This window comes from Azospira sp. MPR-E4, from assembly GCF_058809645.1.
This window is the reverse complement of record NZ_JBXAST010000013.1, coordinates 14,892-34,207: the sequence shown is the minus strand read 5'-3', so window position 1 is coordinate 34,207 and position 19,316 is coordinate 14,892. Positions and strand designations below refer to the sequence as shown.

Genomic DNA, 19,316 nt, shown 5'->3' with positions numbered 1-19,316 from the left:
CCATGCGTCCGCGTCGCCTTAAAAACGAAATCAACGTCGTTCCCTACATCGACGTCATGCTGGTGCTGCTGGTCATCTTCATGGTGGCCACGCCCATGATGCAGACCGGCTCGGTGGACCTGCCCTCCACCGGCAAGTCCTCCGCCGTGCCGGAAAATCCCTACCGGGTCATGGTCAAGGCCGACGGCAGCATTGCCGTGCAGGATGCCCGGGGCAAGGAAAAATCCATCGACCGCCGCCAGCTCAATGACCTGCTGGCCACCGAGCTGGAAGCCAACCCGGAACTGCCGGTGCTGGTGGTGGGCGACAAGGCCGCCCGCTACGACGCCGTGCTCGAGGTCCTGGACCAGATCAAGCTGCAGAACATCAAGCGGGTCGGCCTGGAGACCGTGCGCAAGTGAGTTCCCCGATGAAAGCCGGAACGGACATGCCCTTCGAACGGCGGGCGGAGCCGGGCAAGCGCAAGGCCCTGATCCTGGCGATCCTGGTGCACCTGCTGCTGGCCATCTTCCTCTTCTTCGGCATCCGCTGGCAGACCAAGCACGAGGCGGTGGAGGTCGAGCTGTGGAGCGATGTGCCCCAGGGCGCCTACAAGCCTCCCCCGCCGCCTCCGGAACCGAAACCCGTGCCCAAACCGGAGCCGAAGCCCGAACCCAAGCCCGAGGTGAAACCGGACCCGAAGCCGGCGCCCAAGCCCGACATCGTGCTCAAGGAAGAGAAGAAAAAGCCGGAGCCGAAAAAGGAAGAGCCGAAACCCGAACCCAAGAAGGAGGAGAAGAAGCCCGAGACTCCCGACTGGCAGAAGGAACTGGAACGGGACCAGCGGGACCTCAAGCAGCGCCAGCGTGAGCAGGCCCTGAAGGAGCAGTTGAGCCGGGAAATGAACATGCAGCAGGCCGCCGGCAAGGAGGCTGCCGCCGCCTCTTCCCGCAGCAAGGGCCTGGCTTCCTACGTGGACAAGATCCGCGCCAAGGTGCGGGGCAACCTGGGCTTCGTCAGCGTCAGCGGCAATCCCACGGCCAAGTTCCTGGTGACCCAGCTGCCCAGCGGCGAGATCATCAGCGCCCGCATGACACGTTCCAGCGGAGTGCCGGCCTACGACAGCGCCGTCGAACGGGCCATCATGAAGTCTTCGCCCCTGCCCCTGCCCGACGATAAGTCGGCTTTCCACCGGGAGCTGGAGCTGACCTTCTGTCCCCAGGAAGGGACTTCCGGCTGCTCCCCCTGATTCTTTGTCATTCCCCCTTACGTTACCTTTCGTTACGCGGCAGCGTCGGGGGCTTTGGGTATAATCGGACCTTTTTCCGGCCCAGGTTTCTTCAATGACCGTGATTGCGCGCTATTTTGCCCGGGTTCTGCTCGGCTTGTCCCTGCTTGCCGCCCTGGGGGGCGCCCACGCCCAGCTTGCCATTGAAATCACCGGTGCCGGCGCCCACCGCCTGCCCATCGCCATCGCCGACTTTGCCGGCGAACCGGGCTACTCCCGGGCCCTGACCTCGGTCATCCGCGCCGATCTGGAGCGTTCCGGCCTGTTCCGTCTGGTGGAGCCGGGCCCGACCCCCATCAGCGAAAACGACAATGTGGATTTCGGCGCCTGGAAGAACAAGGGCGCCGACGCCTTCGTCGGCGGCAGCCTGGTGGCCGATGCCGGCGGCAAGTTCGAAGCCCGTTTCCGCCTCTACGACGTTTCCAAGCAGGCCTCCCTGGGCGGCGTCGCCTTCGTCACCACCCCCAACATGCTGCGCGCCGCCGGCCACCGCATCGCCGACTACATCTACGAGAAACTGATCGGCGAAAAGGGCTACTTCTCCACCCGCATCGCCTACGTGGTCAAGCAGGCCGGCCGCTACGAACTGCAGATCGCCGATGCCGACGGCCAGAATGCCCAGCCGGCCCTGGTTTCCAAGGAACCCATCATTTCCCCCGCCTGGTCGCCCGATGGCGGCCGCCTGGCCTACGTCTCCTTCGAGAACAAGAAGCCGGTGGTGTACGTGCATACCCTGGCCACCGGCCGGCGCACCGTGGTGGCCAACTTCAAGGGCTCCAACTCGGCGCCCGCCTGGGCCCCGGACGGCCGCCGCCTGGCGGTGACCCTGTCCAAGGACGGCGGCTCCCAGATCTATCTGGTCAATGCGGACGGCTCCGGTGCCCAGCGCCTGATGAGTTCCTCCTCCATCGACACCGAACCCCAGTTCTCGCCCGATGGCGAAAGCATCTACTTCACCTCCGACCGGGGCGGCGCGCCCCAGATCTACCGGGTTTCCGTTGGCGGCGGTGCGGCCCAGCGCGTCACCTTCGACGGCTCCTACAACGTTTCCCCCCGCCTCTCGCCGGATGGCCGCAGCATGGCCTTCATCTCCCGCAACGGTGGCCGCTTCCAGCTGGCCATCATGGACCTGGCGAGCAAGCAGGTGCAGATCCTCACCGATTCCCACAAGGATGAATCCCCCAGCTTCGCTTCCAATGGCCGCATGATCCTGTTCGCCACGGAAATGGGCGGGCGGGGCGTCCTTTCCGCTGTTTCGTCCGATGGTCGGGTCAAGCAGCGCCTTTCCGTCTCCGCCGGCGATGTTCGCGAACCGGCGTGGGGCCCTTACCTGAAGTAACGCGACGCAGCACCCATTTACCCCTAGGAGTACCGAAACATGCGCAAACTGGCTCTTCCCGCTCTCATCGCTTCCCTCTTCGTGCTGGCCGGCTGCGGCAGCCAGCCCGCCGCCCCGGAACAGTCCGGCGCCGGCGTCGAAAACCGTAGCGCCACTGCCACCGGCGTCGGCGGCGGCGATGTGGGCATGAAGCCCTACAACGATCCGAAGAACGTTCTCTACAAGCGCAGCGTGTACTTCGACTACGACAAGTTCGACATCAAGCCCGAGTACAAGGAACTGGTCGCCGCCCACGCCAAGTATCTGGCCGCCAACAAGGGCACCAAGATCCTGATCCAGGGCAACACCGACGAACGCGGCTCCCGCGAGTACAACCTGGCCCTGGGTCAGAAGCGTTCCGACGCCGTGAAGAAGGCCCTGTCCCTGCTGGGCGTGCGTGAAGAGCAGCTGGAATCCGTGAGCCTGGGCGAAGAAAAGCCGAAGGCTGAAGGCAACGACGAGGCTGCTTACGCCGAAAACCGTCGCGCCGACATCCTCTACAGCGGCGAGTTCTAAGCATGATGCGCCGGCTCGTTCCCTCGGCGGCGCTTCTGGCAGCCCTCTGGGTGGCCGGGCCGGCACACGCCGGCCTCTTCGACGACGAAGAGGCCCGGCGCCAGATCAACGATCTCAAGGCCCAGACCACCGAGCGTCTGGACACGGCGTCCCGGGCCCAGATCGAACTGTCCAACCAGATCGAGTCCATGCGCTCCGAAATGGCCAAGCTGCGCGGCCAGGTGGAAGTGCTGACCTACGAACTGGAGGCAGCGCAAAAACGCCAGAAGGATTTCTACATCGACCTGGATACCCGCCTGCGCAAGCTGGAAGGTCCCTCCGCTCCCGGCGCCGCCAATCCGCCGGCCGGGGAAGAGGGCGCTCCCGCCGCCGCGGCAGCTCCGGCGCCCGCCAAGTCGGACCCGGCCCAGGAAGCGAAGGAATACGAAGCGGCCCTCAACCAGTTCAAGGCCGGCAAGTACAAGGAAGCCGCCGGCGCCCTGGAGGCCTTCGTCAAGAATCATCCCGCCAGCACCCTGGCGCCGTCGGCCCAGTACTGGCTGGGCAACAGCCATTTCGCCCAGCGCGACTGCAAGAAGGCCATCGAGGTGCAGAATGCCCTGGTGGCCAAGTGGCCGGAAAGCCCCAAGGCTTCCGACGCCCTGCTCAACGCCGCCACCTGCCAGCAGGAACTGGGCGACGCCAAGGGCGCGCGCAAGACCCTGGAAACCCTGGTGGCCAAGTACCCCAGCAGCCAGGCCGCCGAATCGGCCCGCCAGCGGCTGAAGAAGAAGTAGGCGCCGGCAGGATCGGCGCAGATCATGCGGGGAACGGCTGACGTTCCCCGTTGTCTTTTGCAGCGCCCCTTTTGCCTTGCCGGCCCAACCGATTGCCTTTTTCCCCGCCGCCGCCCATGACCGCTCCGACGCTGAAGATCAGCGAAATTTTCTACTCCCTGCAGGGGGAAACCTCCCGTACCGGCCTGCCCACGGTCTTCGTGCGTCTCACCGGCTGCCCCCTGCGCTGCGTCTGGTGCGACACCGCCTATTCCTTCTCCGGCGGCACCCTGATGAGCCTGCCGGCGATCCTGGCCGAAGTGGCGCGTCACCCCACCAAGCGGGTCTGCGTCAGCGGCGGCGAACCCCTGGCCCAGAAGAACTGCCTGCCCCTGCTTACCGCCCTGTGCGATGCGGGCTGCGACGTTTCCCTGGAAACCAGCGGCGCCCTGGATGTCTCCGGCGTCGATCCCCGGGTGTCGAAAATCGTGGACCTGAAGGCGCCGGGCTCCGGCGAGGTGGAGCGCAACCTGTGGTCCAACCTGGAGCACCTGACGCCCCACGACGAGCTGAAGCTGGTGCTGGCCGACCGGGCCGACTACGACTGGGCCGTGGCCCAGTTGCGCCAGCATGGCCTGATCGGCCGCTGCCCCATTCTCATGGCGCCGGTGCAGGGCAGCCTGGAGCCGGGTACCCTGGCCGACTGGATTCTCGCCGACGGCCTGCCGGTGCGCCTGCAGGTGCAGTTGCACAAGCTGCTTTGGGGTAACATGCGAGGGAAATAAGGGCGCCCGGCCAACCCCTGGCGGCGCCCCAGCGAGGAGACTCCCATGAGCCAGGAACGCCGTCATTTCAGCCGCATCCATTTCCTCAGCAACGCCTACCTGACCACCGCCAGCGGCGGCCGCCACATCGGCGAAATCCGCGACCTCTCTCTCAAAGGGGCGTTGGTGGCCATGGCCTCGGGCTGGCAGGGCCGTTCCGGCGAAGGCTGCAAGCTGGAGATTCCCCTCAACCACAGCGATGCGGTGGTGATCATGGAAGGCCACCTGGCCCACGTGGGCGACAACAACACGGTGGGCATCCGCTGCGAATCCATCGACCTGGACAGCATCAGCCACCTGCGCCGCCTGGTGGAACTGAACCTGGGCGACCCGGAGCTGCTCAACCGGGAACTGTCGGCCCTGGTCAGCCACGACTGATCCCCGCCCGACTTCTTCCCAGCCAAGATTCCCCAGCCAAGAAAAAAGGCCGGACGCCCTTTCGGGCATCCGGCCTTTTTGTTTTGCGGCAGCTCTTGGGTGAGCGCTTACTCGCCCCGTACCAGCAGGATGGAGCAGGAGGCGCGGCGCACCACGCGCTCGGCCACGCTGCCGACGAAATAGCGTTCCAGGCCGCGGCGGCCGTGGGTGCCCAGGATCAGCAGGTCGGCTTTCCAGGCTTCGGCGGTGTCCGCCAGGATGTCGGAAACGTGCTTCTTCTCCGAATCCACCACCTTCAGTTCGGGCTCGATGCCGGCGGCCCGGGCGGTGGCGGCGGCCTTCTCCAGGAAGGCCCGGGCGGCGGTGCGCAGTTGGGATTCCACTTCGCCGATGGGGGTGGGGGCCAGGCTCTCCACATTGGAGCGGGCCAGGATGGTTTCGTCGATGGCGTGGGCGATGCAGAGGGCGGCACCGTGGGCCTTGGCCAGGGAGGCCGCCTCGGCCAGGACCCGCTGGGTCATGAAGCTGTCGTCGATGGCGACCAGGATGCGCTTGTACATGGGTGAATCTCCCCGGGACGTTGGATTGTTGGGCGCCAAGATACACCGGCCCCGGGGGGCGGCGAAACGGGGATTTTCCCTAATCAGGCGGCGCTGCCGGGCGGGGCCTTGAGGCTCAGGGGCAGGCCGGCGGCCACCAGGGTGACCTGTTCGCAGGCGGCGCCGACCCGCTGGTTGAGGCGCCCCTGCTCGTCGCCGAAGAGGCGGGAGACCGGGTGCATGGGCACGATGCCCCAGCCCACCTCGTTGGAGACCAGGATGATGTGGCCGGGCAGGGTCGGCAGGAGCTCCACCAGGGCCTGGGTCTGGCCCTGCAGCAGGGGGCAGTGCACCGCCTCGCCGGCTTCGGCCTGGCGCGCCGCCTCGCCGGCAAAGAGCAGGTTGGACAGCCACAGGGTCAGGCAATCCACCAGCAGGCAGCGCTGGGGCGAGGCTTCCCGGGCCAGCAGGGCGGCCAGTTCCAGGGGCTCCTCGCGCAGGCCCCAGTGGGCGGGACGGCGCTCCCGGTGGTGGGCGATGCGGCGGGCCATTTCCCCATCCCGGGACTGGGCCGTGGCCACGTAGACCACTTCCAGGCCGCTGGCGGCGGCCCGTTGTTCGGCCAGGGCGCTCTTGCCGGAGCGGGCGCCGCCGATGATCAGTTCGCGCAGGGCTTTTTCCATGGGCGAGAGGGTAGCACAGGGGCGGGGCGGCTTCGGGGCGGCGGGTATAATGGCCGGCTTCACTTCCCCTCGCGTGCCGCCCCATGTCCCTGCCCGACTTCCAGATTGCCGCTCCCTCTGTCGACATCCTGCCGGCCCTGCGCCACAAGATCGATACCAAGACCAAGCCCGTGGGCGCCCTGGGCCAGCTGGAAAACCTGGCCCTGCTGATCGGCCTGATCCAGCAGAGCCTGACGCCGGTGGTGCGGCAGCCGGAAGTGATCGTCTTCGCCGGCGACCACGGCGCCGCCAAGGCCGGCGTTTCCGCCTATCCCCAGGACGTGACCTGGCAGATGGTGGAGAACTTCCTCGCCGGCGGCGCCGGCATCAACGTCTTCGCCCGCCTCAACGGCGTCGCCCTGACCGTGGTGGATGCGGGCGTGGCCCACGATTTCGCTCCCCGGGAAGGGCTGCTGTCGGCCAAGATCGGCCCCGGCACCGCCAACTACCTGGAAGGGGCCGCCATGAGCGCCGCCCAGCGGGATGAGGCCATCGCCGCCGGCGCCGCCGCGGTGCGGGCCGCCGCCGCCCGGGGCTGCAACGTCATCGGCTTCGGCGAGATGGGCATCGGCAACACCGCCGCCGCCTCCCTCATGACCCACTGCCTGACCGGCGCCAGCCTGCCCGAATGCGTCGGCCGCGGCACCGGCCTGGACGACGCCGGCCTCTCCCGCAAGCGCAACCTGCTGGCCCAGGCCATGACCCGCTACCGCCAGGCCGGCGGCGGCGACGATGCCCTGGAGGTGCTGGCCCAGTTCGGCGGCTTCGAGATCGCCCAGATGGTGGGGGCCTTCCTGGCCGCCGCCGAAGCCAAAATGCTGATCCTGGTGGACGGCTTCATCGTCACCTCGGCCCTGCTGGTGGCGGCCCGCCTGCAGCCGGAGGTGCTGGGCTACTGCGTCTTCTGCCACAACTCGGCCGAGCCCGGCCATCGCGCCCAGCTCGAGCACTTCGGCGCCACCGCCCTGCTGGACCTGGGCCTGCGCCTGGGCGAAGGCACCGGCGCCGCCCTGGCCCTGCCCCTGGTGCGGGCCGCCGTGGCCTTCCTCAACGAAATGGCCAGCTTCGAGTCGGCCGGCGTCAGCGACAAGGAAGCCTGAGGCCGTGGCCATGGGCTGCCTGCGCCGGGAGCTGGAATACTTCTTCGGCGCCCTGCGTTTCTTCACCCGCCTGCCGGCGCCGGCCTGGGTCGGCCACTCCAGCGAGGGCCTCAACCGGGCGGCCCGCTATTTCCCGGCGGTGGGCCTGCTGGTGGGTGCCATCGCCGCCCTGGCTTTTGCCCTGGCCGCCCTGGTGTGGCCCAAGGCCCTTGCCGTGCTGGCGGCCATGGCTGCCACCATCTACGTCACCGGCGCCTTCCACGAGGACGGCCTGTCGGACATGGTGGACGGCTTCGGCGGCGGCTGGACCCGGGAGCAGGTGCTGACCATCATGAAGGACTCCCGGGTCGGCAGCTACGGCGTCGTCGCCATCGTCCTGGTGCTCCTGGGCAAGTTCCTGGCCCTTTTCGCCCTGCCTGCCGCGGCCCTGCCGGCGGCCCTGGTGGCCGGCCATGCCGTCTCCCGGGGCTGCGCCACGGTGCTGCTGAAAAGCCTGGATTACGTACGCGAGGACCAGCTGGCCAAGGCCAAGCCCCTGGCCACCCGCATGGGGGCCGGCGAACTGGCCCTGGCCCTGTGCTTCGCCCTGGCCGGCGTCGCCCTGCTCGCGCTCTATCTGCCTCCGGCCAACCTGGCCATGGCCCTGCTGCTGGCCGCCGCCTGCACCCTGTGGCTGGGCCGCCTGATGCGGCGGCGCCTGGGGGGCTATACCGGCGACTGCCTGGGCGCCACCCAGCAGGGCAGCGAACTGGCCTTCTACCTGGGGCTGCTGTGGACCTTTTCCTGATCCGCCATCCCCGGCCCCTGGTGGCCGAGGGCATCTGCTACGGCAGCACCGACCTGGCCCTGGCCGAACCCGCGGCCGTCGCGGCGGCCCGCCTGCGGCCCCTGCTGCCGATGGCTGCATCCCTCCATTCCAGCCCCCTGCGGCGCTGCCTCGAACTGGCTCGGGCCATCGACCCGGAAGCGGCGACGGACGCCCGTCTCCAGGAGCTGCACTTCGGCCACTGGGAAGGACGGGCCTGGGACGACATCCACCGCCAGGACCCGGGCGTGCTGGACCGCTGGGCGGCGGATACGGCGAACGCCGCGCCCCACGGCGGCGAGACGGCAGCCCAGTTGCAGGCCCGGGCCCTGGCCTGGGTGGCGGAACAGGCCGCGGCCGGGGATGGGGACCGGGCCCTGGTGGCGGTGACCCACAGCGGCGTGCTCAAGGCCCTCTTCGGCCACTGGCTGGGCCTGGCCCCGGCCGACTGGTTCCGCCTGCATTTCGACTATGCCGGCCTCAGCCGGGTGCAGCTGGATGCCCAGGGCGCCCGGGTGCGCTTCCTCAACCGCTAAAAGGGCTGCGAAGCCGGTAAAATCCCGAGCCATGGCCGAAACCTATCTTCCCGATGCCGTTCCCCTCGACCAGGTGCGCCGCGCCCTGGTGATCAAGTTGCGCCACCACGGCGACGTGCTTCTGTCGGCGCCGGTTTTCGCCGCCCTCAAGGCGGCGGCGCCCCAGGCCCGCCTCGACGCCCTGGTGTACCGGGACACGGCGGAGATGCTGAGCCAGCATCCGGCCATCGACACCGTGCACTGCATCGACCGGCAATGGAAGAAGCTTGGCCCCTGGGGCCACCTGCGGGCCGAATGGCAGCTGTTGCAGACCCTGCGCCATCCCGGTTACGACCTGGTGATCCACCTCACCGACCATCCCCGGGGCGCCTGGCTGGCCCGGGCCGTCGGCGCCCGCTGGGCCGTGGGGCCCAAGGTGAGGGGCCGGGGCGGTTTCTGGCAGAACAGCTTCACCCATTTCGTCGGCGCTCCGGGCAATGCCCTGCGCCACACGGTGGAACGCAACCTGGACGCCCTGCGCCGCATCGGCCTCTATCCGGCGCTGGATCAGCGGCGCCTGTCCCTGGTGCCCGGCATGGAAGCGGAGCGCCGGGTGGGCCAGCTGCTGGCGGACCAGGGCCTGGGCGGCAAGCCCTTCGTGCATCTGCATCCCGCCTCCCGCTGGCGCTTCAAGTGCTGGACTGCGGAGGCCATGGCTGCCGTCATCAACGGCCTCCAGGCCGAGGGCTGGCCGGTGGTGATCTCCGCCGCGCCGGACCCGGCCGAGCGGGAGATGGTGGCCGCCATCCAGGCCGGCCTGGCCCGTTCCGCGGTGGACCTCTCCGGCCAGCTGAGTCTGAAGGAACTGGCGGCCCTGGCCGGCCGGGCCCGCCTCTTCATCGGCGTGGACTCGGCCCCCATGCACATCGCCGCCGCCATGGGCACGCCCGTGGTGGCCCTCTTCGGCCCTTCCGGCGACAAGGAATGGGGCCCCTGGGGCGTGCCCTCCCGGGTCATCGTCAGCCAGGACCATCCCTGCCGCCCCTGCGGTATCGACGGCTGCGGCGGCGGCAAGGTCAGCGACTGCCTGGTCTCCCTGCCGCCGGCCACGGTGCTGGCCGCCGCCCGGGAACTGCTGGCGGAGCCTGCCGTTTGAAAATCGCCATCGTTCGTCAGCGCTACAACCCCTACGGCGGCGCCGAGCGCTTCGTCGAGCGGGCCCTGGGGGCCCTGGTGCAGGAAGGGGCCCAGGTCACCCTCATCACCCGCTCCTGGGATGGCGCTCCTGCCGCCGGCTTCGCCCAGATCACCTGCGATCCGCCCTATTCGCGCCTGTGGGGCGGCCGCGCCGCCCGGGATGCCTCCTTCGCCCGCTGCGCCCAGCAGGCCATGGCCGCGGGCGGCTTCGACATCACCCAGAGCCACGAACGCATTCCCGGCTGCCGCATTTTCCGCGCCGGCGACGGAGTCCATGCCGCCTGGCTGGAGCACCGGGCCCGGGCCCGGGGCGGCCTGACCCGCTGGCTGGACCGGCTCTCCGGCTTCCACCGCTACATCCTGGCCCAGGAGCGGGCCATGCTGACCCACCCGGCCCTGGCCCGGGTGATCTGCAATTCCCGCCTGGTGGCAGAAGAGATGCAGCGCTACTACGGGGTGCCGGAAGAAAAGCTGGTGCTGATCGAAAACGGGGTGGACCTGGAGCATTTCCACCCCCGCCTGGCCGCCGCCCACCGGGTGGAGCTGCGGGGCCGCCTCGGCATTGCGGCGGAAGCGCCCCTGTTTCTCTACGTCGGCGGCGGTTTCGAGCGCAAGGGCGTTCCCCGCCTGCTGCGGGCCTTCGCCGCCATGGCCAGCCAGGAGGCGCACCTGCTGGTCGTCGGCGGGGACCGCAGCCTGAAAGCCATGTCCCGCCTGGCTGACAGCCTTGGCATCGGCGAAAGGGTCGTCTTTACTGGCCCCCAGAAGGATGTGCGGCCCTATTACGGCGCCGCCGACGCCTTCGTCCTGCCCACCCTCTACGACCCTATGCCCAACGCCGCCCTGGAGGCCCTGGCCTGCGGCCTGCCCACCATCACCAGCAGCAGCTGCGGCATCGCCGCCCGTATCCGGGAAGGGGAGAACGGCTACGTGGGCGACGCCCTCGACCTGCCCCTGCTCACCCGCCACCTGGAAGCCCTGGCCGCACCGGGCCGGGCCGCCGCCATGCGGGATGCGGCCCGGGCCTCGGTGCAGGACCTCTCCCTCACCGCCATGGCCGAGCGGCTGGTGGCCCTTTACCGCAGCCTGGCCTAGCCGAGCGGCTATAATCGCGGTTTCCTCCGCTTCGCCCCTATGAGCCGTCAAGACCTCAACACCCGCGCCCTCTATTTCCGCCTCCTCGGGTATGTGCGCCCGTACTGGAAGGCGGTGGCGCTGTCCCTGGGGGCCACCGCCATCCTGGCGGCCACCGAGCCCCTCTTCCCGGCCCTGATGAAGCCTTTGCTGGACGAGGGCTTCATCAAGTCGGGCAGCTTCGGCAATCCCATCTGGATTCCCCTGGGCATCGTCGGCGTCTTCATCCTGCGCAGCATCTTCAGCTACTTCTCCTCCTACGGCTTCTCCTGGGTCTCCAACCGGGTGGTGACCGACATCCGGGACGAGATGTACCAGCGCCTGGTGCGCCTGCCCATCGCCTATTTCCAGAAGCACGGCTCCAGCGTGCCCCTGACCAAGATTGCCTACGACGTGAACGGCGTCGCCGTGGCCGCCACCAACGTGGTGGTGACCATCCTGCGCGACGGCCTCTCGGTGGTGGGCCTGCTCGGCTGGCTGCTGTGGCTCAACTGGCAGCTGACCCTGGTCTGCTTCGCCCTCATTCCCGCCATCGCCTGGTCCATGCGCACCTTCTCCTGGCGCATGCGCCGCGCCAGCCGCGGCTCCCAGGAGGCCGTGGCGCGCATGGTGGAAGCCCTGCAGGAAACCTCCCACTGCGCCCGGGTGATCAAGGTCTTCGGCGGCGAGGCCCAGGAGGCCGGTCGCTTCGGCCAGATCAACAACGAGGTGCGGCGCCAGGGCATGCGCCAGGCCGTGGCCTCCTCCGCCACCAGCCCCATCACCCACATCTTCGCGTCCATCGCCCTGGCCATCGTCGTCTATGTGGCCCTGACCCAGTCCGCCTCCGGCAGCACCTCTGTCGGCAGCTTCGTCTCCTTCATCACCGCCCTGCTCATGCTGCTGGCGCCCCTGCGCCGCCTGGCCGACGTCAGCGCCCCCCTGCAGCGCGGCCTGGCGTCTGCCGAGAGCGTTTTCCAGCTGCTCGACGAGGCGCCCGAGGCCGATCCGGGCCAGACCCGCCTGGGCCGGGCCGAAGGCCGCATCGCCCTGGAGCAGGTCACCTTCCGCTACCCCGGTGCCGAGCGGGATGCCCTGGCCGGCGTCTCCCTGGACATCGCTCCCGGCCAGACCGTGGCCCTGGTGGGCCAGTCCGGCGGCGGCAAGTCCACACTGGCGGCCCTGGTGCCCCGCTTCTACAACCCGGACAGCGGCTGCCTGCGCCTGGACGGCCACGACCTGCAGGAACTGAGCCTGGAGAGCCTGCGCCGCAACATCGCCTACGTCAGCCAGGACGTGCTGCTGTTCAACGACACGGTGGCGGCCAACATCGCCTACGGTGCCACTGCCGACGCCAGCCGGGAGCAGATCGAGGCGGCGGCGGAAGCGGCCCACGCCCTGGATTTCATCCGGGCCCTGCCGGAAGGCTTCGACACGGTCATCGGCGAAAACGGCAACCGCCTCTCCGGCGGCCAGCGGCAGCGCCTGGCCATCGCCAGGGCCCTGCTCAAGGACGCCCCGGTGCTCATCCTCGACGAGGCCACCTCGGCCCTGGACAACGAATCGGAACGGGCGGTGCAGGCCGCCCTGGAAACCCTCATGCAGAACCGCACCACCCTGGTCATCGCCCACCGCCTGTCCACCATCGAAAGCGCCGACAAGATCGTCGTCCTGGCCCAGGGCGCCATCGTCGAGCAGGGCACCCACGCCGAGCTACTGGCCCGGGAAGGGGCCTACGCCAGTCTTTATCGCCTCCAGTTCGCGGAGGTGGCGTGATGAAGATCGTGCACACCGAAGCCTCCTGCGGCTGGGGCGGCCAGGAAATCCGTATCCTTGAAGAAGCGCGCGGCATGATGGGGCGCGGGCATGAGCTAACCGTGCTGTGTCCGCCGGAGTCTCGCATCTATGCCGAGGCCTCCCGTTTCGGAGTGCCGGTCCAGGCGTTGCCCATCGGCCGCAAGCGCCTTCCCGGTTTCTTCGCCATGCGGCGCTGGCTGGCTGAAAATCAGGTGGATGTCATCAATACCCATAGCTCCACCGATACCTGGCTGACGGCCTTGGCCTGCGCCAGTCTGGGGCGCCGTGCTCCCGCCCTGGTCCGTACCCGGCATGTGTCGGTGCCTGTGCCTGGATCCCGCGCCAACCGTTGGCTGTATGGTCATGCCAGTGCCCATGTGGCAACCACCGGCGAGTCGCTACGCCTAGCGTTGATCGATAGCCTGGGTTTGAATCCGGCTCGGGTTACCTCCGTTCCCACCGGTATCGACGGCAAGCGCTTCACCCCCGCGGCGGACAGGGTTGCGGCTAAAGCCGCCCTGGGGTTGGATCCCTCTGTGCCAATTGTTGGCATCGTCGCTACCCTGCGCAGTTGGAAAGGACATCTGTATCTACTGGATGCACTGGCCGCCCTACCCCAGTCGGAAGTGCGTCTGGTAGTGGTGGGGGATGGTCCCATGCGAGAAAATCTGGAAGTGCGCATAGCTGAATTGAACTTGGGCGATCGGGTACTGCTGACTGGTCAACGCACGGACCCGGAGCGGTGGCTGCAAGCTATGGACGTGTTCTGTCTGCCGTCCTATGCCAATGAAGGCGTACCTCAGGCGATTCTTCAGGCCATGTTCTGTGGCCTACCGATTGTAACGACACCTGTTGGGGCCATTCAGGAAGCCGTTCAGGATGGCCGGTCGGCGCTAATTGTTCCACCCAAGGACGCCATGGCGCTGAGCAGGGCGATCAACGAAATTCTAAACAATCCGCAGATGGCCTCCCGTCTCGGCAGCGCTGCCCATGCCGAGGCTATTTCCCGCTTTTCCATTGATGCCATGCTTGATCGTATGGAACTTGTTTTCAACCAGGCGCTGGCCTAATGCCGGTTGCTTTTCGTCACTTTTCAACCCACTGCCGCCATGACCAACGACTGGACTAAGATTTCCGATGATCCCAACAACAGCAAGGCCAAGGCTGCAGTTCGCGCTTTGCTGCCCCGGTTGCGGCAGGTGCATACCGATACGGACTTGACCGGCTTTGTCCAACGGGCAGCATCCGGGAAGCGGGTGCTGGACATTGGTGTCGTATCCCATAGCGCGCGCTATTTTGATGATCCGGGCTGGCGCCATGGTCCGATTGCCAAGGCAGCGGCTTACTGCCTGGGATTGGACATCCTCGAACCCCTGGTCAAGGAATTGCAGGATCGGGGCTTTAACGTCCGTTGTGCTGACGCCACCTCGGCAGAGGATTTGGGGGAACGCTTTGATGTCGTATTTATCGGCGACGTGATTGAGCATGTGGATAATCCTTCCGCCTTGCTGCGTTTTGGTGCCCGGCATTTGGCGCCAGGTGGACAGTTGTTTGTAGCTACGCCAAATCCCTTCAGCAGAAAATTCATCCGGCAGTTTTTCCGCCAAGGGGTGATGGTGGTTAATCTGGACCACATGGCTTGGTTCACTCCAACCATGGCGCTCGAACTGGCTCGCCGTGAAGGGCTTGAATTCAAGGCTTACCATTTGCTGAAGCCTATGGGTGGTTTCCGCCTGGCTTTGAAGAAACTGTCCTGGCGCCTTGGTCTGCGGCCGGTGGAATACTCTTTCTCCGACTACCTGTTCGAATTTTCCAGCCTGGATAAAGCTCCTTTCTGATGAGGCCGGTTGTTGTGACATCAGAATACAAGCCTTCCGTAACCGAGGCCGCGCCTCGCTCGATTCTCTTCATCATTGTTTCGCGGATAGGCGATTCCCTGTTTGCCACGCCGGCTATTCGCGCCGTCGCCCGGGCCTATCCCCAGGCCAAGATCACGGTCCTGGGACACCCCAAACGGGCTGAGGTATTTCAGAATCTGCCCGGCGTCACCCGTGTTGGCAGTATCACCAAAGGACGCGCCCTACTGAAAGGACGCCTGGGGGGAAAACCGTACGACCTGGCTTTCGTTACCGGTTTTGATCGTCCCCTGGTCGCATATGCCCAGCGGGTCTCCCGCCGAGTGGTGGCATTTGCCCAAGGCGATCCTGCTCTGGATGCCAAACTGACGCCGGCCGTGCCACTGCCGCCCTTTCAGAGCGAACATGCGGTACTCCAGCTGCTACGCCTGCCTGAGGCCGTAGGGGTCGCCTCTGCGGGGCTTCGCCTCGGCTTTTCCTTGACGGCAGAGGAAGTGCTGGAGGCTCGTCAGCGTTTGGCTGCCGTATCTCTTTCCCAGCATCGACCGCTGATAGGCCTGCAGGTTGCCAGCTTTCCAACCAAGGCCTACCGGGATTGGCCGATCGAACATTTCAGGGACCTTTGTGATCGTATCTCCGCTCGTTGGCCGGAAGGGCGTTTCCTGATTTTCGGTGGTCCCGAAGAAAAGGAGAGAACTCACTGGCTGGCCGCCGCTCTAGGCAGCCGCGCCGCTCTCTTTGCCGGCCACCTGACATTGCGGCAGACGGCTGGCTTGATGAGCCAAATCGACCTCTACGTCGGCATCGACACCGGCCCCACTCATATCATGAGTGCTTTCGATAAGCCCATGGTGGCCATGTATCACTGCCTTTCCTCTTCCCACCTGACGGGCCCCCTGGAGCACCCGTGTGCCTATTTGCTGAATCATCCCGCCCTGGGGACAGATCGTTGTTGCGAAACATCCCATATGGGGGAGATATCGGTGGATCAGGTCTTTGTCCTGGTCGAAAAGGCCCTGGCCCCACAATTTCCTGAGCAAGGTGCCCGGTGAAATTCCTGTTCGTGGTCACCAACCTTGCGGGGGGAGGGGCGGAGAAGGCGCTCCTCAAACTTTCCTCCGGCTTGCTGGGGCGAGGTCACCAAGTCTGTCTGATGTTGTTGGAGGACCGGCGTAGTTACGCTGTGCCGGAGGAACTTCGTCTGCTCGTTTTGGGGCGTCGTCTGCATCGGGGCTGGCTGGGGAAGCGGCTAATGGCTCGACGACTCGCCCGTCAGGCGTCGGAGTTGGGGCCGTTCGATCTGGTGGTTTCCACCCTGCCGTTTGCCGATGAAGTGGTGGCGCTGGCCGGTCTGCCAAAGCACTACTGTCGCATTGCCAATACCCTGTCCAGGGAAATTGAGAGGTTGGCTGAAGAGAATTCGTCCAAGGCTACGCGTCGTTCGGCCCGCTACCGCGATCTGTACTCCCGGCGCCCTCTGATTGCGGTGTCCCACGGTGTGGCCGAGGATATGGAACAGCACTTTGGTGTTGCGCATAATCGTATTGCGACGATTCCCAATCCTTTTGATACAGGGGCTATCCTGGCTGCGGCTGATCAGCCCGCCGATGGATTGCCGGAACGGCCCTATGTCATTCATGTCGGCCGTTATTCTCAGCAGAAGCGCCATGATGTTTTGCTGGATGCATGGCTGCAGATGGATTCGGAGTTGCTCTTGGTGCTCCTGGTGGACGAGGATCCTCGTTTGCAGTCCATGATTGATGCCAGAGGGCTTGCGGGCCGTGTAAAAATTGCCGGCTTCCAGCCCAATCCCTACCCCTGGATCAAAAAGGCCCGCTTACTGGTTTTGTGTTCGGATCATGAAGGCTTACCGAATGTGCTGATTGAAGCACTTCTGTGTGGAACACCGGTGGTATCTACTGATTGCCCATCCGGGCCCCGTGAAATTCTTGGAGATTGTTGTCCCGAGGCACTCGTGCCTTGTGGTGACCCCCTGGCATTGGCTACCACCATGACCCACTTCTTGCGCAACCCGCCCAGTCTGTCCGTGAGTCATCTAGATCTCTATCGTGAAGATCGAGTCCTGGAGGCTTATGAAGCTCTGGCGGGAGAGAACTAAACTATGTGCGGAATCTTCGGGATAGTTGGCGACCGTTGGCGTTCTTCCATCTCCCTTGCATTGGTGGCACTGCGCTCTCGAGGGCCGGATGAGCAGAGCCAAGCAGAGAGTGGCGATGCTGTATTCGCACATACGCGGCTGGCGGTAATTGATCCCGCCGGAGGCCATCAGCCGATGCAGTCACCGGATGGGCGTTACCTACTGGTCTTTAACGGGGAAATTTACAACTTCCAGCAATTGCGGCAAGAGTTGGAGGGGCTGGGGTACGTATTCCGCACCCGCTCCGATACCGAAACGGTGCTGCATGGCTATGCGGCCTGGGGCGAGTCCCTGTTGCCCCGGCTGGACGGCATGTTTGCCTTTGCCGTCTGGGACCGGGCCTCCGGCGAGTGTTTTGCCGCCCGGGATCGCTTGGGAATCAAACCGTTCATGTATGGCGTGGTGGGGGATACCCTGGTCTTTGCCTCCACCTTGGCGGCTTTTCTGGCCCTGCCGGATTTTCCGCGTCAGCTCGATCCGCAGGCACTGCGTGACTATCTGGCATTCCAGACCCCGCTGGCTCCTCAGACATTTCTGCAGGATGTGAAGCAGCTTCCCCCTGCCTGCCTGCTACGTTATCGGCGGGGCGACCGGCATCTGGAAGTGCGCCGCTGGTGGTCCATTCCCAATGCCACGGCCTCCTCTGACGATCGCGAGACGCTGCTGGCCCGTGTGGATCAAGCCCTGCGGGAGAGTGTCAGGCGGCAGTTGGTCGCCGATGTGCCTTTGGGGGCCTTTCTGTCGGGCGGCATCGACTCCAGTCTGATGGTGCGCTACATGGCAGAAGCGGGCGCTTCGCCCCTGAAGACATTCAGCCTGCGCTTTACTGAGCGCCACTTCGACGAGAGTGATTACGCGCGGGAGGTTGCTCAGCATTTCGGCTGCGACCACCACGTCCTGGATTCTCCCACTACGGATGGCGATGGCCTGCTGCGCGCCATTGGTGACCTGGACCAGCCTTTGGCCGATCCTGCCTATGTTATGACCCATGCGCTGTCTCGACTGACCCGTCAGCACGTTACGGTGGCCATCAGCGGTGATGGAGGCGACGAATTATTTGGAGGCTACCCCCGCTTCCTCGATACGGAAGATCGGTATCCCCGGCAGGGCTGGCAGCCATGGCTGCGACGTCTGGTAGATGGCCGTGTCTTACCTGCCTCGTTGTTGAGACGGAGCCTATGGGGTCAGGAGCTACTCTTCTATCGCCGGGTGGAGGTCGGTCCATGGTGCGGTCGGAAATCCTTGGCTGCTCTTTTGCGACCAGATGTTCTCGATGCGGCTAAGCCAGTACATACTTTGGAGCGATGGCGTCAGCTGATTCTGGAGTTTGGCGGGTATATGGATAGCGCCAGCCTGATGCGCGCAGATTTGTGGACTTACCTTTCCGAAAACTGTTTGGTCAAAACGGATCGGGCTAGCATGGCTCACAGCCTCGAGGTACGGGTGCCCATGCTGGGGCAGCCAGTTCTAGATGCCGTTCTTGATCTGCCTGCAGAGGTTCATTTTGCTGGCGGCGGAAAATCCCTGCTGACCGAACTGGCACGGCGTAGCCTGCCTGAAAATGTATGGAATCGGAAAAAGCATGGCTTTTCAGTTCCCCTGGAGTCCTTGTTCCGTAAGGAGTGGCGCCAGGTATGTGAAGCCGCCATTGCAGATGTCGCTGTACTGGCCCCCTGGCTGGATGCAGACGGCGTTCGTCGCTTGTGGCGCGAGGCGTTGGAGAAGCGCGCCTCCAGGCGTCTTGCATATGCCGTAGTGGTTTTGTTGCTCTGGTTGCGGCAGAATCTGCTGCAAATGGGAGATAACTTGTGCGCGTCCTGAGAACGATTTGGTTTGCCTGGCGCCAGCGCCGCCTTAATAGATCCCGGGTTTCCGCCGGGGCCTATATCAAGGGCTTTGGGAATATTCGCCTGGGGCAAAAATGCAAGATTCACGATTCGGCCTCGGTGGATGCTTCCCGCGCTGGCCTAGTGACCATGGGCGATGGCGTGACGGTCAACCGATTTGCATATATCCAGGCAGACAATGGCGGTGTCACATTGGGGGCTCGGGTGGAAATCAATAACTTTTCCATCGTGAACGGGACCGGTGGCGTTTCCATTGGTGATGACACGCTGATTGGCCCCGGGGTGAGGATAATTTCCTATACCCATCAATATGCGGCGGATGAATTGATTCGCGACCAGCCTAGTTTGGGCAAACCTATTTCTATTGGCCGGGACGTCTGGATTGGTGCTAACGCCGTAGTCCTTGCCGGCGTCACTATCGGTGATGGTGCTGTAGTTGCCGCAGGTGCGGTTGTTAACCGGGATGTCGCCCCCAGCCAGGTGGTCGCAGGTGTGCCGGCAAAGCGCATTAAGTCCAGAAATTGAAAACAGGGAAGGCAGTAAGCAGTC

At 65.5% G+C, this 19,316-nt stretch carries 21 protein-coding genes; 19 read left to right on the top strand and 2 right to left on the bottom strand.

The features are described 5' to 3' along the window. Positions 1 to 2 precede the first annotated feature (2 nt). The 7 genes from AC1RTA_RS06270 to AC1RTA_RS06240 all read left to right on the top strand — a co-directional run bounded on the left by AC1RTA_RS06270 (position 3) and on the right by AC1RTA_RS06240 (position 5,118). Entirely contained in the window at positions 3 to 401 is a 399-nt protein-coding gene (locus AC1RTA_RS06270; RefSeq protein ID WP_130459840.1) for an ExbD/TolR family protein, read from the top strand. Positions 402 to 427: 26 nt separating this feature from the next. Then, a complete protein-coding gene (locus tag AC1RTA_RS06265; RefSeq protein WP_232058783.1) occupies positions 428 to 1,228 on the top strand; it encodes an energy transducer TonB in 801 nt (266 codons plus the stop codon). 94 nt (positions 1,229 to 1,322) lie between these two features. Further along, entirely contained in the window at positions 1,323 to 2,606 is a 1,284-nt protein-coding gene (gene tolB / locus AC1RTA_RS06260; protein ID WP_492784263.1) for a Tol-Pal system beta propeller repeat protein TolB, read from the top strand. Between the two features lie 39 nt (positions 2,607 to 2,645). Beyond that, a complete protein-coding gene (pal, locus tag AC1RTA_RS06255) occupies positions 2,646 to 3,161 on the top strand; it encodes a peptidoglycan-associated lipoprotein Pal (protein ID WP_014235593.1) in 516 nt (171 codons plus the stop codon). 2 nt (positions 3,162 to 3,163) lie between these two features. Then, positions 3,164 to 3,937, top strand: a complete 774-nt coding sequence (gene ybgF / locus AC1RTA_RS06250; protein ID WP_152089992.1) for a tol-pal system protein YbgF — start codon at positions 3,164 to 3,166, stop codon at positions 3,935 to 3,937. A 116-nt stretch (positions 3,938 to 4,053) separates the two neighbouring features. Beyond that, complete coding sequence (queE, locus tag AC1RTA_RS06245) at positions 4,054 to 4,701, top strand: 7-carboxy-7-deazaguanine synthase QueE (protein ID WP_492784262.1); 648 nt, start codon at positions 4,054 to 4,056, stop codon at positions 4,699 to 4,701. Between the two features lie 45 nt (positions 4,702 to 4,746). Next, positions 4,747 to 5,118: a PilZ domain-containing protein gene (locus AC1RTA_RS06240; protein ID WP_130459843.1), complete on the top strand. Its 372-nt coding sequence runs from the start codon at positions 4,747 to 4,749 to the stop codon at positions 5,116 to 5,118. 107 nt (positions 5,119 to 5,225) lie between these two features. Here AC1RTA_RS06240 and AC1RTA_RS06235 read toward each other — a convergent pair whose 3' ends face one another. Both AC1RTA_RS06235 and cobU read right to left on the bottom strand, forming a co-directional pair. Continuing rightward, entirely contained in the window at positions 5,226 to 5,678 is a 453-nt protein-coding gene (locus AC1RTA_RS06235; protein ID WP_014235589.1) for a universal stress protein, read from the bottom strand. A gap of 83 nt (positions 5,679 to 5,761) precedes the next feature. Continuing rightward, positions 5,762 to 6,340 carry a bifunctional adenosylcobinamide kinase/adenosylcobinamide-phosphate guanylyltransferase gene (cobU, locus tag AC1RTA_RS06230; RefSeq protein ID WP_492784261.1) on the bottom strand — a complete coding sequence of 193 codons (579 nt, stop codon included), beginning with the start codon at positions 6,338 to 6,340 and terminating at the stop codon, positions 5,762 to 5,764. An 83-nt stretch (positions 6,341 to 6,423) separates the two neighbouring features. Here cobU and cobT point away from each other — a divergent pair, with 83 nt between their 5' ends. From cobT to AC1RTA_RS06170, 12 genes are read left to right on the top strand one after another with little or no spacing between them, the layout of a single operon-like run. Further along, complete coding sequence (cobT, locus tag AC1RTA_RS06225; RefSeq protein ID WP_492784260.1) at positions 6,424 to 7,479, top strand: nicotinate-nucleotide--dimethylbenzimidazole phosphoribosyltransferase; 1,056 nt, start codon at positions 6,424 to 6,426, stop codon at positions 7,477 to 7,479. A gap of 10 nt (positions 7,480 to 7,489) precedes the next feature. Further along, positions 7,490 to 8,266, top strand: a complete 777-nt coding sequence (locus AC1RTA_RS06220; RefSeq protein WP_492784259.1) for an adenosylcobinamide-GDP ribazoletransferase — start codon at positions 7,490 to 7,492, stop codon at positions 8,264 to 8,266. Then, positions 8,251 to 8,820: a histidine phosphatase family protein gene (locus AC1RTA_RS06215; protein WP_492784258.1), complete on the top strand. Its 570-nt coding sequence runs from the start codon at positions 8,251 to 8,253 to the stop codon at positions 8,818 to 8,820. The genes AC1RTA_RS06220 and AC1RTA_RS06215 overlap by 16 nt, the downstream gene beginning before the upstream one ends. A gap of 31 nt (positions 8,821 to 8,851) precedes the next feature. Beyond that, positions 8,852 to 9,955, top strand: coding sequence for a putative lipopolysaccharide heptosyltransferase III (gene rfaQ, locus AC1RTA_RS06210; RefSeq protein WP_492784257.1), 1,104 nt, complete (start codon positions 8,852 to 8,854; stop codon positions 9,953 to 9,955). After that, positions 9,952 to 11,091, top strand: coding sequence for a glycosyltransferase family 4 protein (locus AC1RTA_RS06205; RefSeq protein ID WP_492784256.1), 1,140 nt, complete (start codon positions 9,952 to 9,954; stop codon positions 11,089 to 11,091). The genes rfaQ and AC1RTA_RS06205 overlap by 4 nt, the downstream gene beginning before the upstream one ends. Positions 11,092 to 11,130: 39 nt before the next feature. Further along, positions 11,131 to 12,885, top strand: a complete 1,755-nt coding sequence (msbA, locus tag AC1RTA_RS06200; RefSeq protein ID WP_492784255.1) for a lipid A export permease/ATP-binding protein MsbA — start codon at positions 11,131 to 11,133, stop codon at positions 12,883 to 12,885. Then, positions 12,885 to 13,976 (top strand): glycosyltransferase family 4 protein, encoded by a 1,092-nt coding sequence (locus tag AC1RTA_RS06195; protein WP_492784254.1) that lies wholly within the window; start codon positions 12,885 to 12,887, stop codon positions 13,974 to 13,976. The genes msbA and AC1RTA_RS06195 overlap by 1 nt, the downstream gene beginning before the upstream one ends. Positions 13,977 to 14,015: 39 nt before the next feature. After that, a complete protein-coding gene (locus AC1RTA_RS06190; RefSeq protein WP_492784253.1) occupies positions 14,016 to 14,744 on the top strand; it encodes a class I SAM-dependent methyltransferase in 729 nt (242 codons plus the stop codon). Next, complete coding sequence (locus AC1RTA_RS06185) at positions 14,744 to 15,814, top strand: glycosyltransferase family 9 protein (protein WP_492784252.1); 1,071 nt, start codon at positions 14,744 to 14,746, stop codon at positions 15,812 to 15,814. The genes AC1RTA_RS06190 and AC1RTA_RS06185 overlap by 1 nt, the downstream gene beginning before the upstream one ends. Further along, the gene (locus tag AC1RTA_RS06180) at positions 15,811 to 16,881 is read left to right on the top strand and encodes a glycosyltransferase (protein WP_492784251.1); all 1,071 of its coding nucleotides are present in this window, start codon (positions 15,811 to 15,813) and stop codon (positions 16,879 to 16,881) included. Before AC1RTA_RS06185 ends, AC1RTA_RS06180 begins: the two co-directional genes overlap by 4 nt. A gap of 3 nt (positions 16,882 to 16,884) precedes the next feature. After that, positions 16,885 to 18,741 (top strand): asparagine synthase (glutamine-hydrolyzing), encoded by a 1,857-nt coding sequence (gene asnB, locus AC1RTA_RS06175; RefSeq protein ID WP_492784250.1) that lies wholly within the window; start codon positions 16,885 to 16,887, stop codon positions 18,739 to 18,741. Then, positions 18,729 to 19,292 (top strand): acyltransferase, encoded by a 564-nt coding sequence (locus AC1RTA_RS06170; RefSeq protein ID WP_492784249.1) that lies wholly within the window; start codon positions 18,729 to 18,731, stop codon positions 19,290 to 19,292. The genes asnB and AC1RTA_RS06170 overlap by 13 nt, the downstream gene beginning before the upstream one ends. Positions 19,293 to 19,316: the final 24 nt, after the last annotated feature.